The sequence below is a fragment of the Streptomyces sp. NPDC020996 genome, assembly GCF_040641355.1.
GTDB lineage: Bacteria > Actinomycetota > Actinomycetes > Streptomycetales > Streptomycetaceae > Streptomyces.
In genome coordinates this window covers 202016-216738 of record NZ_JBFADM010000006.1, presented here as the reverse complement: position 1 = coordinate 216738, position 14723 = coordinate 202016, and the positions used below count along the sequence as shown (strand labels likewise).

Genomic DNA, 14723 nt, shown 5'->3' with positions numbered 1-14723 from the left:
CCGGATCGGCCCCGGAGGCCGTTCGGCGGCGGACGGGACGGGACGGGACAGAACCGTGCATCCCTGACCGGGCGTCACATCCCGGTGTCCGCCCATGTCACCGGCCTGATACCGTCCCCGCCAACGGCCGAACCTCACCTGGTCCGTCAAAACCTTCCCCAGCGCCGCAGGCCTGGGGGCACCCCATCGTCGCTGAGAGGTTGGAGCATGCCGGACGCGTCCGCAGCATCCCGTGCCGCCGCGGAAGAGGAGTCGGCCTTCTCGCACCCGGCGGTCGATCCCGACGCCACCGCCGCGTACGGTGACCACCCCGATCAGGTGATCGACTTCTACGCCCCGCGCCGCGAGCAGGTCCCCGGCTCTCCCGCCCCGCTGGTCGCCGTGGTGCACGGCGGTGCCTGGCGGGCGCCGTACGACCGCCGGCACATCTCCCCGTTCGCGGCCTTCCTGGCCCGCCGCGGCTTCGCGGTGGCCAGCGTCGAGTACCGCAGGGGCGAGGCGGGCGGCGGCTCCGCGGCCGGGCGGTGGCCCGAGACGTTCGACGACGTGGCGGCGGCGCTGGACGCGCTGCCCGGGCTCGTACGCGAGGCGCTGCCGCAGGCCGACCCGCGGCGCACGGTGGTCACCGGCCACTCGGCCGGCGGGCACCTCGCCCTGTGGGCCGCGGCGCGGCACCTGCTGCCCGACGACGCGCCCTGGCGCACCGACCGTCCCGCGCCGCTGCGCGGCGTGGTCGCCCTCGCCCCGATCGCCGACTTCGAGGTCGCCGACAAGCTGGACGTGTGCGGCGGTGCCGTGCGCCAGTTCCTGGGCGGCGACGACGCGTTCGCCGAGCGCCGCCCGTACGCCGATCCGGCGCTGCTGCTGCCCACCGGCATCGCGACCACGCTGGTCCAGGGCCGCACCGACGTCGACGTGCCGCAGGCGGTCGCCGAGTCCTACGCGGACGCGGCGGCGAAGGCCGGCGAGGTGGTGGGCCTCACGCTCCTCGAGGACGTCGGCCACTTCCCGCTGATCGACCCGGCGGCGGACGCCTGCGCGGTGGTGGCGGAGGAGATCGCCCAGCTGGCGTGGTGACGCGGTCGCCGACGGGAGCCCGGTCGCCGGCGGGCGCCCAGCGGTCCTCGGCGCCTACGGCGTTGACCTCCCGTAGTACCTGAGGAGGACGGGGCAGGACCCTTCTCCCAGGGGACGACGGCGGTTGCCGTCCCCGCCTACCGTGTGCGGCGTGACCGAGACGACACCGATGCAGACGCAGCCGACGCCGGCTCCGGGCGCGGGCGGGCCCCGCACTGCGGAGTTCCGGCTGGCCGCGGACGCCCTGCGCGGGCTGCGGCAGGACCTGTTCCACGACGCCTTCGCCTATCGCCCGCTGCCCCCCATGGCCGTCGACGGCCCGCTGACCGGGCGGCTGCCCGCGCGCATCCGGCGGGAGTACGCGGTCTGGACGCCGCACGCCCTGGTGGTGGCCGTCGGACTCCTGGGGGCGGCCGTCGCCATGGTCTCGGCGGACGTCGGGAACGGCCTCGGCGCGCTGCTGGGGGCCGTGCTGACGCTGGGCCCGGTCCTGCTGACGCTGCTGCGGCCGGTCGGCGCGTTCTGGTGCTCGCTCGCCGCCGCCCCGCTCTCCGACCTGTTCGTCAGCGGCGGGGGCGGCTGGCCGTGGCAGCCGGGCAGCATCGTCTGCCACCTGGTCGTGCTGACGGTCGTGGCGCTGCGCACCAGGCCGCGCACGGCGGCGTGGATGTGGCTGGTGACCGCGGCGTACGGATTCGGCGCCGAGGCCCTGTTCGGCTCGCCCTACACGTCGGCCACCGGACCGCTGCTGGTCGTCTCCGCGCTGGTGCTGCTGGCCGTCGCCGTCCTCCAGGTGCGCCGGCAGGCCGCGCGGGAGGTGACCGCCCAGCAGACGGTGACCGAGCACGAGCGCTCCCGCCGTACGCTGCTGGAGGAGCGCACGACCATCGCCCGGGAGCTGCACGACGTGGTCGCCCACCACATGTCGGTCGTCGCCATCCAGGCGGAGGCCGCCCCGTACCGGGTGGAGAACCCGCCGCCGGAGCTGGAGAAGGCGTTCGCGACGATCCGGGAGAACGCGGTGGCGGCGCTGGCCGAACTGCGCCGCGTCCTGGGCGTGGTCCGCGCCGAGGACTACCAGGCCCCGGACGCCCCGCAGCCCACCCTCGCCGACCTGGACGCGCTGCTCGCCAATGTGCGCGGCGCGGGTCTGAACGTCGAGAAGACGGTCACCGGCGCGGTGCGCGAACTGCCGCAGGGCGTGGAACTGTCGGCGTACCGCATCGTGCAGGAGGCGCTGAGCAACGTCCTGCGCCACGCGCCCGGTGCGGGCGCCCGGGTGGAGATCGGCTACGTGCTGGGCGGCCTGGGTCTGCGCGTGGTCAACGGTCCGCCGCCCGAGCCGTCGCTGGTCAAGCCCTCGCCCGGCGCGGGACACGGCGTCACCGGCATGCGCGAGCGGGTCTCCATGCTGGACGGCGAGATGACCGCGGGCCCGTCGGACGACGGAGGCTACGAGGTGACGGTGTTCCTGCCGGTCGCCCAGTTCACCGGAGACCGGGCATGACCATCCGTGTCCTGGTCGCGGACGACCAGATGATGGTGCGCGAGGGCTTCTCGGTGCTGCTGAACGCGATGCCGGACATCGAGGTCGTCGGCGAGGCCGTCAACGGGCGCGAGGCGGTGGCCCGGGTGCGCGAACTGGCCCCGGACGTGGTGCTGATGGACATCCGCATGCCCGAGATGAACGGCATCGAGGCGACGCGGGAGATCGTGGCCGCGGACGGCGCGGCGAAGGTGCTGGTGCTGACCACCTTCGACCTGGACGAGTACGTGTACCAGGCGCTGCGGGCGGGCGCGTCGGGCTTCCTCCTCAAGGACGCCTCGGCCCGTCAACTCGCGGAAGGCGTACGGGTGGTGGCGTCCGGCGAGGCGCTGCTCGCGCCGTCGGTGACCAGGCGGCTGATCACGGAGTTCTCGAAGCTGTCCGAGGCTCCGCGGCCGTTGTCGTCCGCGCACGCGGCCTACGGCGACCTGACGGAACGGGAGACGGAGGTGCTGGTGCTCATCGCGCAGGGGCTGTCCAACGCGGAGATCGCCGGGCGGCTGGTGGTCGCCGAGTCGACGATCAAGACGCACGTCAGCCGCATCCTGGTGAAACTGGGCCTCAGGGACCGTACGCAGGCGGCGGTGTTCGCGTACGAGGCGAGGCTGGTCACGCCGGGCTGAACGGGTCCCGGTGCGGCTGTCCGGGCACCTCTGGTCAGCGCGGGGCGGCCGGGTTAGCGTCGCCGTATGGCAGCCTTCGACCCGTGGGACCCGGCGTTCGTCGCCGATCCCTACCCCGCCTACGCCGAACTGCGCGCCCGGGGCCGCGTGCACTACTACGAGCCCACCGACCAGTGGCTGGTGCCGCACCACGCGGACGTCTCGGCGCTGTTGCGGGACCGGCGCCTGGGCCGGACCTACCTGCACCGCTTCACGCACGAGGAGTTCGGCCGCACCCCGCCCCCGCCGGAGCACGAGCCGTTCCACGTGCTCAACGACCACGGCATGCTCGACCTGGAGCCGCCGGACCACACCCGGATCCGGCGGCTGGTGTCGAAGGCGTTCACCCCGCGGACGGTGGAGTCGCTGCGCCCGTACGTCGAGCGGCTGGCCGGCGAGCTGGTGTCCGGCCTGGTGGCGGCGGGCGGCGGCGACCTGCTGACGGACGTGGCGGAGCCGCTGCCGGTGGCGGTGATCGCGCAGATGCTGGGCATCCCGGAGGCGGACCGGGCGCTGCTGCGGCCCTGGTCGGCGGACATCTGCGGGATGTACGAGCTGAACCCGTCCGAGGAGACGGCCCGCCGGGCGGTGCGGGCGTCGGTCGAGTTCTCCGACTACCTCCGGGAACTGATCGCCGAGCGCCGCAGGCAGCCCGGCGACGACCTGGTCTCCGGGCTGATCGCGGCGCACGACGAGGGCGACCGGCTGACGGAACAGGAGATGATCTCGACCGCGGTGCTGCTGCTGAACGCCGGTCACGAGGCCACGGTGAACGCCACGGTCAACGGCTGGTGGGCGCTGCTGCGCGACCCCGGCCAGCTGGCGGCGCTGCGCGCGGACCACTCCCTCGTCCCGTCGGCCGTCGAGGAGCTGATGCGCTTCGACACCCCGCTCCAGCTGTTCGAGCGCTGGGTCCTGGACGACATCGAGATCGACGGCACGACGATCCCGCGGGGTGCGGAGATCGCCATGCTCTTCGGCTCCGCCAACCACGATCCGGAGGTCTTCGCCGCGCCGGAGACGCTGGACATCACCCGCCGGGACAACCCGCACATCTCCTTCAGCGCGGGGATCCACTACTGCATCGGCGCGCCGCTGGCCCGCATCGAGCTGGCGGCATCGATGCGGGCCCTGCTGGAACGGGCCCCGACCCTGACCCTGGCGGCGGAACCGGAACGCAAACCCAACTTCGTCATCCGGGGCCTCAAGGCCCTGCAAGTGGAAGTCGCCTGACGGCATACGACTTGTGCCTCCCGGCGTCACACGTGACACCGGGAGGCACCAGCGGTACAGCGGCCGGGCAGACCCCGGGCCCCGGGGCGTCCTGAACCGCCCCGGGCCCCGGGGCGGTTCAGGAGGTCATGTCGCGGCGGCGCAGTCCCGCCAGGCCCGCTCCCAGCAGGGCCGCCGCGAGGGCGAGCAGGATCAGTACCGGCGGCCACTCCATCCCGGCCCCCGGCAGCTTCGGCAGGTGGCCGAAGGGGGACAGGTTCAGCACCGCCTGCGGCGCGTCCAGCGCCGGGCCGACCCAGCCGATCAGCAGGACCGCGCCCGCGACGCCCCAGGCCGCCATCGCGGCCCGCGGCAGCACCCCGTACAGCAGGGCCGCCAGTCCGCCGATCACCCACACCGCCGGGAGCTGCACGAGGCAGGCCCCGAGGATCGGTCCGGCCTCCTTGCCGTAGCCGGCGATGAAGCCGAGCCCGGCGATCAGCATGATCAGGGCGGAGCCGCCGAAGGCGACGAGCAGGTGGCCGGTGGCCCAGCGCAGCCGGCCCACGGCGTTCGCCAGGATGGGTTCCGCCCGGCCGGACGTCTCCTCGCTGTTCAGGCGCAGCACGGAGGCGACGATGTACAGGGACGCGACCAGCCCCAGCATCCCGATCATCGACGCCAGGAACGCGTCCGTCAGCCCGGACTGGCCGCCCATGCGCTCGAAGATGTCGCGGGCGCCCTGGTTGTCGCCGATGAGGTCGGCCACACCGTCCGTCAGCCCGCCGTAGACGACCCCGGCGAGGAAGAAGGCGATGCCCCAGCCCAGCAGGCTGCCGCGCTGGAGCCGCCAGGCGAGGGCGGCGGCCGTGCCCATCTTGCCCTGCGCCGGTCCCGGCCGGGTCGGCAGGAAGCTCATGCCGATGTCGCGGCGGCCGGCCAGTTCGTAGGCGACCACGGCCTGCACGGCGGCCGCCGCCACGAACAGCAGCAGCACCCACCACCGTTCATCGGCGAAGGACCGCAGGTTCTCCAGCCAGCCCAGCGGCGACAGCCACGTCAGCACCGACGAGCCGTCGTCGGTCGCCGAGTCGCCCGCCGCGCGCAGCACGAAGGCCGTGCCCAGGGCCGCCGAGGTCAGGCCGCGCGCGAGCCGCGCGCTCTCCGTCAGCTGGGCGACGATCGCCGCGAAGGTCGCGAAGACCATGCCGACGCCCGCCAGCCCGAGGCCGAACGCGAGGGCGCCGGAGGCTCCCTGGCCGGCGAGACCGCCCGCGACCAGCAGCGCCAGGACGCCGTTCGCGACGGCCGCCGCGAGCAGGGACGCCGTCAGCGGGGCCCGCCGGCCCACCATCCCCGACGCGATCAGCTCCTGGCGCCCGCTCTCCTCCTCGTCCCGGGTGTGCCGTACGACGACGAGCAGGCTGGTCGCCGCGGCGAGCAGGCCCGCGTAGGCGCCGGAGCGCCATGCAGTCAGCGCGCCGATGGAGGTGTCGAAGACCGGGCCGGTCAGCGAGCGGAAGGAGGCGTTGGTCGTCACCTGGCGGACCAGGTCGGCGCGTTCGGCCGCGGTGCCGTACAGGCCCTTCAGGGTGTTCGGCATGGAGAGGATCATCATCGCGTTGACCGCGACCCAGGCCGGGATCATCACCCGGTCGCGGCGCAGCGCGAAGCGCAACAGAGTGCCGGTGCCCGCCAGCTGGCGGGAGCCGCCGCCCGGCGCCCGTACCGCGAGAGTGGTCATCGGGACACCTCGTCCTGGTAGTGCCGCAGGAACAGCTCTTCCAGCGTGGGCGGGGTCGAGGTCAGGGACCGCACACCCGACTCGCTCAACTGCTTGAGCACGCCGTCCAGTTTGTCGCTGTCGACCTGGAGGCGGACCCGGCGGCCCTGGACGTCGAGGTCGTGCACGCCGGGCAGGTGCGCCAGCCCGTTGGGCGGGCCCGCGAGTTCGGCGGTCACGCTGGTGCGGGTGAGGTGGCGCAGCTCGGCGAGCGAACCGCTCTCCACGGTGCTGCCCTTGCGGATGATGCTCACCCGGTCGCAGAGTTCCTCGACCTCGCTGAGGATGTGCGACGACAACAGGACGGTCCGGCCGCGCTCGCGCTCCTCCCGGACGCAGCTCTGGAAGACCTCCTCCATCAGCGGGTCGAGGCCGGACGTCGGCTCGTCCAGGACGAGCAGGTCGACGTCCGAGGCGAAGGCGGCGACCAGGGCGACCTTCTGCCGGTTGCCCTTGGAGTAGGCGCGGCCCTTCTTCGTGGGGTCCAGCTCGAAGCGCTCGATCAGCTCGGCGCGCCGCCGCGCGTCCAGCCCCCCGCGCAGCCGGCCGTAGAGGTCGATGACCTCACCGCCGGAGAGGTTGCGCCACAGGGTCACGTCACCGGGGACGTACGCGATGCGGCGGTGCACCTCCACCGCGTCCCGCCACGGGTCGCGGCCCAGCACCTGCGCGGCGCCGGAGTCGGCGCGCAGCAGGCCGAGCAGGATGCGGATGGTGGTGGACTTGCCGGCGCCGTTCGGGCCGAGGAACCCGTGGACCTCTCCGGTCGCCACTTCCAGGTCGAGCCCGTCCAGGGCGTGGGTCTTGCCGAACGACTTGTGCAGTCCGGAGACGGTGATGGCCTTCGTCATGCTTCAGAACATACGCTTCTTTCAGAAATTTGTGAAGATACAGAATGGTCTGAATGCCCGGTAAGCTAAGAGGATGACGGACGACACGAAGGCGGCCCCTGACGCGATCCCGAACGCGACCCCCGACGCGGCGGAGCGAGACCCGGAAGGGGTCTCTCGTTTTGTCGAGCACTTCGCGGCGCAGCTGGTGGAGGCCGGGCTGCCGCGCATGCCCGCCCGGGTCTTCGCCGCGCTGCTCGCCTCCGACGACGGCGCCCTGACCTCCGCCGAACTCGGCGAGCAGCTGCAGATCAGCCCCGCGGCGGTGTCCGGGGCGGTGCGCTACCTGGCGCAGGTCCACATGCTCTCCCGCGAGCGGGAGCCCGGTTCCCGGCGGGAGCGGTACCGGGTGCACAGCGACCAGTGGTACCAGGCGCTCACCAACCGTGAGGCGATCATCAAGCGCTGGGAGGACGCCATGCGCGAGGGGGTGGCCAGCCTCGGCGCGGAGACCCCGGCGGGCCGCCGGCTGGCCGAGACGCTCGCGTTCTTCGAGTTCGTCGGGCAGGACATCGCCGAGATGATGGAACGCTGGCGCGTCCACCGCGAGAAGCTGTACGGAGAGTGACGAGGCGATTTCATTTCTTTGTGACCGATCGGCTACTCTGAGTTCCGGCTGGTCTGCGGCAGAGGGAGGGCGCATCATGACCTTGATGACTGAGCGACCGACGATAAGCGGCACCGAGCCCCACAGTTTCGAGGAGCTTCTCGACGCCCTCGACGAGCTGGTCGTGCCCGACGGCTACAAGGCCGAGATCATCAGGGGGAACATCGTCTTGTCGCCGTGGTCGAAGGGGTACTACCGCCGTGTGATGGAGCTGGTGTGCAAGCAGTTGGAGCCACACCTTCCGCAAGGCCATGTCGTCGATCGGTCGCCGTTCCTGTACGTCTTCCCGGGCGACGAGCGAGCGTACGGCCCCGACATCCACGCCGCCCACGAGCGGACCTTCGAGACGACGGGCAGCCACCTCGACGGCGAGGGCCTGTCGTTCGTCGCCGAGCTGACCTCTCCGTCCACCCGGGACGACGACCTCACCGACAAGGTCCTCGTCTACGGAAGGGCGGGCATCCCCGTCTACCTGCTGCTCGACATGCAGGAGAAGCAGGCCACCGTCTTCTCGACCCCGTCCGCCAAGGGCTACGAGTCCCGCTGCACCAAGCCGTTCGGTGAGAAGCTGCCCCTTCCGCAGCCCTTCGACTGCCTCCTCGACACCGCCGGCTTCGAGCCCCCCGCTACGCCGCCGGCCCCGGCAGCGTGAGGCGCCAGGCGCCCTCCCACACCGTCCACGTCCGCCGGCGCACCGGGCCCGCCACCGCCGCGTCCGCCCGGTAGCGGAAGTCCACGCCGGACACGGTCACCGTGCGGCCCTCCGACCGCAGCGGCGAGGCCTCCGCGCCCACCGACAGCGGCCGCACCTCCACCTCGGCCACCCCGGTGCAGCCCGGCGTCACCGACACCGCCTCCAGCGGCTGGTCCAGGTCCACCAGCGTCACCCCGTCGACCTCCACCCGCAGCCGGGCGGCCCGCGGCGCCGGGAGGGGCGCCTCGCGGGCCGGGCGGGCCGGCACCAGGGTCCGCACCAGGGACTGGCAGGTCCGCAGCCAGGGGTGCCCGGCGACCGCGGCGGGCGGCTGCCGCAGCACCGGCGGGATCCGCAGCGCGCCCAGCACCACCCCGTCGCTGTCGTCGACCAGCAGGTCAAGCCGCCGCTCCGCCCCGTCCAGCACCGCCCGCGCCGCCGCCACCGCCCCCGTCGGCACGCCCAGGGAACGCGTCACGGAGAGCGCGCCGCCCACCGGCACCACCGACAGCACACACCCGGCCAGCTCCCGCTGCCGGTGCAGCACCGCCACCGCCCGCATCAGCGCACGGTCGTCACCCACCACCACCGGCCGCCGCGAGCCCCTGCGCAGCAGCGCCCGGGCGAACTCCTCGGGGCCCTCCGGAAGGCACAGCTTCGTCGACGCACCCGCGCTGAGCACGTCTTTCGCGATACGGACCGACTCTCCGTCGGTCCGCCGGGCGACCGGATCGATGACCACCAGCAGCTGATCGGAAGTCGCTGAAGTCGCCACCTCGGTCCTGCCTCGCTTCCTCGGGTAGCATCTTTGTGCAAGAGCCCCTTGCGCTATTGCGCCAGGGGCTTCGTCTATTCCGGGGCATCCGGTCCGACGGTTGTGCGACCACGGCGGTCGCGGTGGTACGCGGCGGTGAACCTTACGCCCACGCCCCCGACCTTGGACATGCCCCGCCCGGAAGGGGTGTACGCGCGTGCCCGCACTTGTGCTGCTCGGTGCTCAGTGGGGTGACGAAGGCAAGGGAAAGGCGACCGACCTGCTCGGTGGCTCGGTGGACTACGTAGTGCGATACCAGGGCGGCAACAACGCCGGCCACACGGTCGTCGTCGGCGACCAGAAGTACGCACTGCACCTCCTCCCTTCCGGAATCCTGTCTCCCGGCTGTACGCCGGTCATCGGAAACGGCGTCGTCGTCGACCCGTCGGTCCTGCTCTCCGAGCTGAGCGGTCTGAACGAGCGCGGCGTCGACACGTCCAAGCTCCTGATCAGCGGAAACGCGCATGTCATCACGCCGTACAACGTGACGGTCGACAAGGTGACGGAACGCTTCCTCGGCAAGCGCAAGATCGGCACCACCGGCCGCGGCATCGGCCCGACCTACGCCGACAAGATCAACCGCGTGGGCATCAGGGTCCAGGACCTGTACGACGAGTCGATCCTCACCCAGAAGGTGGAGGCGGCCCTCGACGTCAAGAACCAGATCCTCACCAAGCTCTACAACCGGCGCGCGATCGCCGTCGGCCAGGTGGTCGAGGAACTGCTCGGCTACGCCGAGAAGCTCGCGCCGTACGTCGCCGACACCGTCCTGGTCCTGAACCAGGCGCTGGAGGAGGACAAGGTCGTGCTGTTCGAGGGCGGTCAGGGCACCCTCCTCGACATCGACCACGGCACGTACCCCTTCGTCACGTCGTCCAACCCGACCGCGGGCGGCGCCTGCACCGGCGCCGGCGTGGGCCCGACGAAGATCAGCCGGGTCATCGGCATCCTCAAGGCGTACACGACCCGCGTCGGCGCCGGCCCCTTCCCCACCGAACTCTTCGACGACGACGGCGCCGCACTGCGCCGCATCGGCGGCGAGCGGGGCGTCACGACGGGCCGCGACCGCCGCTGCGGCTGGTTCGACGCGGTGATCGCCCGCTACGCCACCCGGGTCAACGGCCTGACCGACTTCTTCCTCACCAAGCTCGACGTCCTCACCGGCTGGGAGCAGATCCCGGTCTGCGTGGCGTACGAGATCGACGGCAAGCGCGTCGAGGAGCTGCCGTACTCGCAGTCCGACTTCCACCACGCGAAGCCGGTCTACGAGATGCTGCCGGGCTGGTCCGAGGACATCAGCAAGGCGAAGACCTTCGCCGACCTGCCGAAGAACGCCCAGGCGTACGTCAAGGCGCTGGAGGAGATGTCCGGCGCCCCGATCTCCGCGATCGGCGTGGGCCCGGGCCGCGACGAGACGATCGAGATCAACTCGTTCCTCTGAGCGCGCCTTCCCGGGGACCCGGGGATCTGAGGGGATGGCCGGTACGGTGAACCGACCGGCCATCCCGCTTCTCTCCGCGCCGAGCGGGATGGCAGGGCGACCACTGTGTCCGTCGTGAAGGAAGCGGGATGCTGCTGAGATTCCGGGTGGCCAACTTCCGGTCCCTGCGCGACGAGCAGGAACTGTCGTTCGTCGCACCCGAGGACGACGAGAACGAACGGGCCACCGCGTGTGACACAGAACTCTCCGACGGCCGTCGGCTCCCCGTCCACACCGTCCTCGGCGTCTTCGGCGCCAACGCCTCCGGCAAGTCGAACCTGATCGCCGCACTGCGGAACATGCGCCGCTGCGTGCTCCGGTCCTACGCCGACTGGACCTCCTACGACGGCATCCCCCGCGAAGAATTCGCCCTGGACCCCAAGGCCGCCGCCGAGACCTCTCTGTACGAGGCGGACTTCGTCCTCGCCGATCGGGTGCGCTGGACGTACGGCTTCGAACTCGGGCAGCGCCGTGGAGGCCGAGTGGCTCTACGCCTATCCCAAGGGCCGCCGCCAGGTGTGGTTCGAGCGGGACGCCAGCCGCGAAAAGGAATTCGACTTTCCCGGTGACCGGCTGCGTGACCGCGCCCGCCCGGCCCGTACCACCCGCCGCAACGCCCTGCTCCTGACCCGCGCCGCGAACGACGGGCACGAACAGCTCACCCCCGTCTTCGACTGGTTCAAGAACAACTTCTGGGACGCCACCCCCGAGACCGAGCGGACCGAGCGCGAGCACTACACGGCCCTGCGGCTGCTGCGTGACGCCGACTTCCGACGCCGGGCCGAAGAGCTCCTGAAGGTCGCGGATCTGGGCATCGCCGGGGTGGAGGTCGAGCAGACGTCCTCCGGAAGGCCCGTGGTACGGCTCGTCCACGAGGGCGACGGAGAACGGACCGTGCTCGACTGGGAGGCGGAGTCCTGGGGGACCCGCTCCTGGTTCGCGCTGATCGGCCCGCTGCTGCTCGCCCTCGACACCGGGGCGGTCCTCCTCGTCGACGAGCTCGACGCCAGCCTCCACTCGCGCTTCGCCGCCGAGGTCGTACGCCTCTTCCAGGCTCCCTGGCTCAACCGCAGGGGCGCGCAACTCGTCTTCACCGCCCACGATCTCTCCCTCCTGCGAACACCCGCCGGCGGACGGCTGCTGCACCCGGGCCAGATCTGGCTCACCGAGAAGGACGAGCGCGGCGCCACGACCCTGACCTCGGTCGCCGACTGGGAACCGACGGCCGAGGAGGACCTGATGTCCTCCTACCTCGCGGGATCCTTCGGCGCCGTTCCAAGGGTGTCGGAGGGGCAGGTCGGGCGGCGGCTGCTGCGCACGGAGGAGACGGCCGCGCTGGGCACCGGCCCGGCGGACGACGACGTACGGACGGGGACGGAAGGGCTCTGATGGCAAGGGCACGGGGAGGGGACAGCGTCTCCCGCAGGAAGGGCGGCGGCGCGAAAGGCAGGGTCGGCAGGGCGCGCCAGGTGTACGTCTACACCGAGGGCGAGGTGACCGAGCCCGAGTACATCGACATCATCGTCCGGAACGGCACGTGGGCCGATGCGGGCCGGACGGTCCAGCACCACATCGCGAACCCCAACGCTGAAGGCAAGCACCGCAAGCCCTTACGGATGGTCGAGGAAGCCGTCCGCACTCTGCGCAAGGTCGAGCGCGAGGCCAAGGATGCAGGACTCAGGCGCGACAAGGACTGGAACTGGCCCCAGGTGTGGGTCCTCTTCGACCGCGACGACCACCAGGGCATCCGTGAAGCCCTGAGTCTCGCGGAGAAGGAGGGCGTCCACGTCGTCTACTCGCACCCGTGCTTCGAACTGTGGAGGCTGCTCCACTACACCAACTACACCGCCACATTCGGCGGCGTCTGCGGCGACGCCAACAGCCGGCTGCGCTCCCGCCCCGGCTTCGCGGCGACGTACGGGCGCGGCGTGCGGACGGTCACCGAGCAACAGTCGAGGCACGTCCGTGAGGAGCAGGTGCTGACCCCCGTCACCGAGGACGACCTCAGCCGGTACCGAACGGCCAGAAAGCACGCTCAGAAGATCAACGACGGTCACTCCACACCTCACCCGAACGCCTGGGACCCGTACACGGACGTCTGGCGCTTCGTGGAGGAGGGATTGCTCCTCAGCGGCTACTAGTGAACCTCCTGCCCAGTGCGTCAAAAGGGCAGACCCAGTAGGTCTACGCCCACGCTGGGCCGAGGCAGCTCGGCCAGGTCGTACGTCATGGTGGTCAGGGGGCACAGCCGGGTACCGACAGGCTGCCGGAAGCTGACCGGCGCAGACACCTGGCGCCATCCGAGCTGCGTGTAGAGCGGGACCAGCTCTGGGCGGCACAGCAGCATCACCGTTTCGGCCCCGGCGGCCCGTGCGTGTTCGACCGCGACGCTGAGCATGGTCCTGGCAATGCCCCGGCCCCGATGGGCAGGGTGCACCAGCACACTGCCCAGCCCGGCGACACGGCGCGGTGTCCCATCGAACGCCATGTCCCGCAGCAACCATCCCAGAGAAGCCACCGGCCGACCCTCACAGACGGCCGTGAGGGTGTGTTCCTTGTCCGCCCGGACCAGACCGAGCCCGCTGACTTCGAAGGGGTCGGGCAGACCGCTGCGGAGTGCGACGTCGTCCTCCCGATCGCCTGGGCCGGGCGCATAGCGCAGTCGGAGCTCTGCATCACCGCCATCACCGTCGCCCAACGCATGCTCCGTCGCTGCCGGGCCGGCGGTGGGGTCGAACCGGTACCGCAGACAGTGCAGGCCGCTGGACTGGACGGTCCCTGCCTCCTGAGCACCCAGGCGGCGCAGCACTGCGATCGAGGCCGCGTTGCCGGGCAGGACGAACGCGAAGACGGCCGGGAGCGCGAGCCGACGAAACGCCAGGTCCAAGCAGGCACGGCCTGCCTCCCTCGCGATGCCGCGGCCCTGCGCACGTGGATGTACGGCGAAGCCGAGGTCGGTCCCGTACCGGGCCCGGTTGCGCAGTCCCACCCGTCCGAGGAAGGCGTGGGTTGCCGCGTCCCGGACCGCGAAGTCGCCGTAGCCGTGCCTTGCCCAGTGCGCGACGTGATCGTCGCACATGGACTCGGCCGCGGACCGGCTGTCCGCCCGGCCGGTCGCCAGCCACCGCATGACGCTGTCCTGACTGACCACAGCCTCGAAGAGATCGTTGCTGTCCTGGCGGCGGATCGGCTCCATCACCAGCCTCTGAGTGCGCAGAACAGGTGCATGTAACCGAACCACTCGGCAACTCCCCTCAGCCAACGCGAGAACCCGTCCGGTCACAGCATGAGGCTGTACGGGTGCAATTCACAGCAGTACGTGAAGGCGCTGGAGGACCGGCGCCCGCTGAGCGCGCTTTCCCGGGGATCCGGGGATCTGACGGGCTGGCCGGCCGGTACGGTGTACCGGCTGGCCCAGCTCCCTGTGTCAGGAAACCGTGGACCTCCAGTACCACCAGCGAGCCCTCCAGTTGGCCGGCCGCCGCTCGGCCGCTGTGTCAGCCGCGGCGGTCGCCGCGCTCGACGAGCTGGAGAGCAGGCGCGACATCACCCTGCCCGCGTCGGTGCGGGAGTGGTACTCGCTCGCCTCGGCGGCGGAGATCCTGCGGCGTCACAGCAACGACGACCGTCCTTACCGGGTCGAAGAGCTCGGCCGTCCGGAAGACGAGGAACCGGACCGCCCCGACCCGGTCGCCTCGCAGGGGCTCCTGCCGTTCATGATCGAGAACCAGGGTGTCTGCTACTGGGCCGTGCGGCTCGACGGCTCCGCGGACCCGGAGGTCCTGGTGTCGTTCTAGGACCTCGACCCTGACAGCTGGCTGCCACACGCCCGGAGCTTCTCCGAGTTCGTCCTGACCCAGATCTGGGACCGGCCGACCGCAGACGAGAACCGCCACGTCCACTCGAACGCCTGCCGAGCACCGCCAACAGCACGACTCACCGGTTCGCCGGAGCCGCG

The 14723-nt window shown here is 71.6% G+C and carries 13 protein-coding genes and 1 pseudogene; 10 read left to right on the top strand and 4 right to left on the bottom strand.

All coding sequences use genetic code 11. The features are described from left to right. The first annotated feature begins 207 nt into the window (after positions 1–207). The 4 genes from AB0G63_RS07370 to AB0G63_RS07355 all read left to right on the top strand — a co-directional run bounded on the left by AB0G63_RS07370 (position 208) and on the right by AB0G63_RS07355 (position 4518). Positions 208–1077: an alpha/beta hydrolase gene (locus tag AB0G63_RS07370; protein ID WP_360745648.1), complete on the top strand. Its 870-nt coding sequence runs from the start codon at positions 208–210 to the stop codon at positions 1075–1077. Between the two features lie 169 nt (positions 1078–1246). Beyond that, a complete protein-coding gene (locus tag AB0G63_RS07365; protein ID WP_360745766.1) occupies positions 1247–2584 on the top strand; it encodes a histidine kinase in 1338 nt (445 codons plus the stop codon). Further along, positions 2581–3246, top strand: coding sequence for a response regulator transcription factor (locus AB0G63_RS07360; RefSeq protein ID WP_360745645.1), 666 nt, complete (start codon positions 2581–2583; stop codon positions 3244–3246). The genes AB0G63_RS07365 and AB0G63_RS07360 overlap by 4 nt, the downstream gene beginning before the upstream one ends. A gap of 66 nt (positions 3247–3312) precedes the next feature. Then, the gene (locus AB0G63_RS07355; protein WP_360745642.1) at positions 3313–4518 is read left to right on the top strand and encodes a cytochrome P450; all 1206 of its coding nucleotides are present in this window, start codon (positions 3313–3315) and stop codon (positions 4516–4518) included. 118 nt (positions 4519–4636) lie between these two features. Here AB0G63_RS07355 and AB0G63_RS07350 read toward each other — a convergent pair whose 3' ends face one another. After that, positions 4637–6241 carry an ABC transporter permease gene (locus tag AB0G63_RS07350; protein WP_360745639.1) on the bottom strand — a complete coding sequence of 535 codons (1605 nt, stop codon included), beginning with the start codon at positions 6239–6241 and terminating at the stop codon, positions 4637–4639. Beyond that, positions 6238–7131 (bottom strand): ABC transporter ATP-binding protein, encoded by an 894-nt coding sequence (locus AB0G63_RS07345; RefSeq protein ID WP_360745637.1) that lies wholly within the window; start codon positions 7129–7131, stop codon positions 6238–6240. Before AB0G63_RS07345 ends, AB0G63_RS07350 begins: the two co-directional genes overlap by 4 nt. Before the next feature lie 73 nt (positions 7132–7204). Between AB0G63_RS07345 and AB0G63_RS07340 the strand changes: the two genes are divergently transcribed. Continuing rightward, positions 7205–7738: a MarR family transcriptional regulator gene (locus AB0G63_RS07340; RefSeq protein WP_360745634.1), complete on the top strand. Its 534-nt coding sequence runs from the start codon at positions 7205–7207 to the stop codon at positions 7736–7738. A 76-nt stretch (positions 7739–7814) separates the two neighbouring features. Beyond that, complete coding sequence (locus AB0G63_RS07335) at positions 7815–8429, top strand: Uma2 family endonuclease (RefSeq protein WP_360745631.1); 615 nt, start codon at positions 7815–7817, stop codon at positions 8427–8429. Here the strand turns inward: AB0G63_RS07335 and AB0G63_RS07330 are convergent. Further along, positions 8404–9246, bottom strand: a complete 843-nt coding sequence (locus tag AB0G63_RS07330; RefSeq protein ID WP_360745628.1) for a diacylglycerol kinase — start codon at positions 9244–9246, stop codon at positions 8404–8406. The genes AB0G63_RS07335 and AB0G63_RS07330 overlap by 26 nt on opposite strands. Positions 9247–9442: 196 nt before the next feature. Here AB0G63_RS07330 and AB0G63_RS07325 point away from each other — a divergent pair, with 196 nt between their 5' ends. From AB0G63_RS07325 to AB0G63_RS07315, 3 genes and pseudogenes are all read left to right on the top strand, one after another. Continuing rightward, positions 9443–10726: an adenylosuccinate synthase gene (locus AB0G63_RS07325; protein ID WP_360745625.1), complete on the top strand. Its 1284-nt coding sequence runs from the start codon at positions 9443–9445 to the stop codon at positions 10724–10726. A 128-nt stretch (positions 10727–10854) separates the two neighbouring features. Further along, positions 10855–12154: pseudogene (locus AB0G63_RS07320) on the top strand (AAA family ATPase). Beyond that, the gene (locus AB0G63_RS07315; protein WP_360745622.1) at positions 12154–12906 is read left to right on the top strand and encodes an RloB family protein; all 753 of its coding nucleotides are present in this window, start codon (positions 12154–12156) and stop codon (positions 12904–12906) included. Before AB0G63_RS07320 ends, AB0G63_RS07315 begins: the two are co-directional and overlap by 1 nt. A 20-nt stretch (positions 12907–12926) precedes the next feature. Here the strand turns inward: AB0G63_RS07315 and AB0G63_RS07310 are convergent, their stop codons facing one another. Next, entirely contained in the window at positions 12927–13961 is a 1035-nt protein-coding gene (locus AB0G63_RS07310; RefSeq protein ID WP_360745763.1) for a GNAT family N-acetyltransferase, read from the bottom strand. A gap of 241 nt (positions 13962–14202) precedes the next feature. Between AB0G63_RS07310 and AB0G63_RS07305 the strand changes: the two genes are divergently transcribed. After that, positions 14203–14562 carry a hypothetical protein gene (locus AB0G63_RS07305; RefSeq protein WP_360745619.1) on the top strand — a complete coding sequence of 120 codons (360 nt, stop codon included), beginning with the start codon at positions 14203–14205 and terminating at the stop codon, positions 14560–14562. The last annotated feature ends 161 nt before the right edge of the window (positions 14563–14723 follow it).

Excerpts from the sequence above, each read along its gene's own strand:
- AB0G63_RS07370 (WP_360745648.1), top strand. The coding sequence starts at position 208 with ATGCCGGACGCGTCCGCAGCATCCCGTGCCGCCGCGGAAGAGGAGTCG.
- AB0G63_RS07365 (WP_360745766.1), top strand. The coding sequence starts at position 1,247 with ATGCAGACGCAGCCGACGCCGGCTCCGGGCGCGGGCGGGCCCCGCACT.
- AB0G63_RS07360 (WP_360745645.1), top strand. The coding sequence starts at position 2,581 with ATGACCATCCGTGTCCTGGTCGCGGACGACCAGATGATGGTGCGCGAG.
- AB0G63_RS07355 (WP_360745642.1), top strand. The coding sequence starts at position 3,313 with ATGGCAGCCTTCGACCCGTGGGACCCGGCGTTCGTCGCCGATCCCTAC.
- AB0G63_RS07350 (WP_360745639.1), bottom strand. The coding sequence starts at position 6,241 with ATGACCACTCTCGCGGTACGGGCGCCGGGCGGCGGCTCCCGCCAGCTG.
- AB0G63_RS07345 (WP_360745637.1), bottom strand. The coding sequence starts at position 7,131 with ATGACGAAGGCCATCACCGTCTCCGGACTGCACAAGTCGTTCGGCAAG.
- AB0G63_RS07340 (WP_360745634.1), top strand. The coding sequence starts at position 7,205 with ATGACGGACGACACGAAGGCGGCCCCTGACGCGATCCCGAACGCGACC.
- AB0G63_RS07335 (WP_360745631.1), top strand. The coding sequence starts at position 7,815 with ATGACCTTGATGACTGAGCGACCGACGATAAGCGGCACCGAGCCCCAC.
- AB0G63_RS07315 (WP_360745622.1), top strand. The coding sequence starts at position 12,154 with ATGGCAAGGGCACGGGGAGGGGACAGCGTCTCCCGCAGGAAGGGCGGC.
- AB0G63_RS07310 (WP_360745763.1), bottom strand. The coding sequence starts at position 13,961 with ATGGAGCCGATCCGCCGCCAGGACAGCAACGATCTCTTCGAGGCTGTG.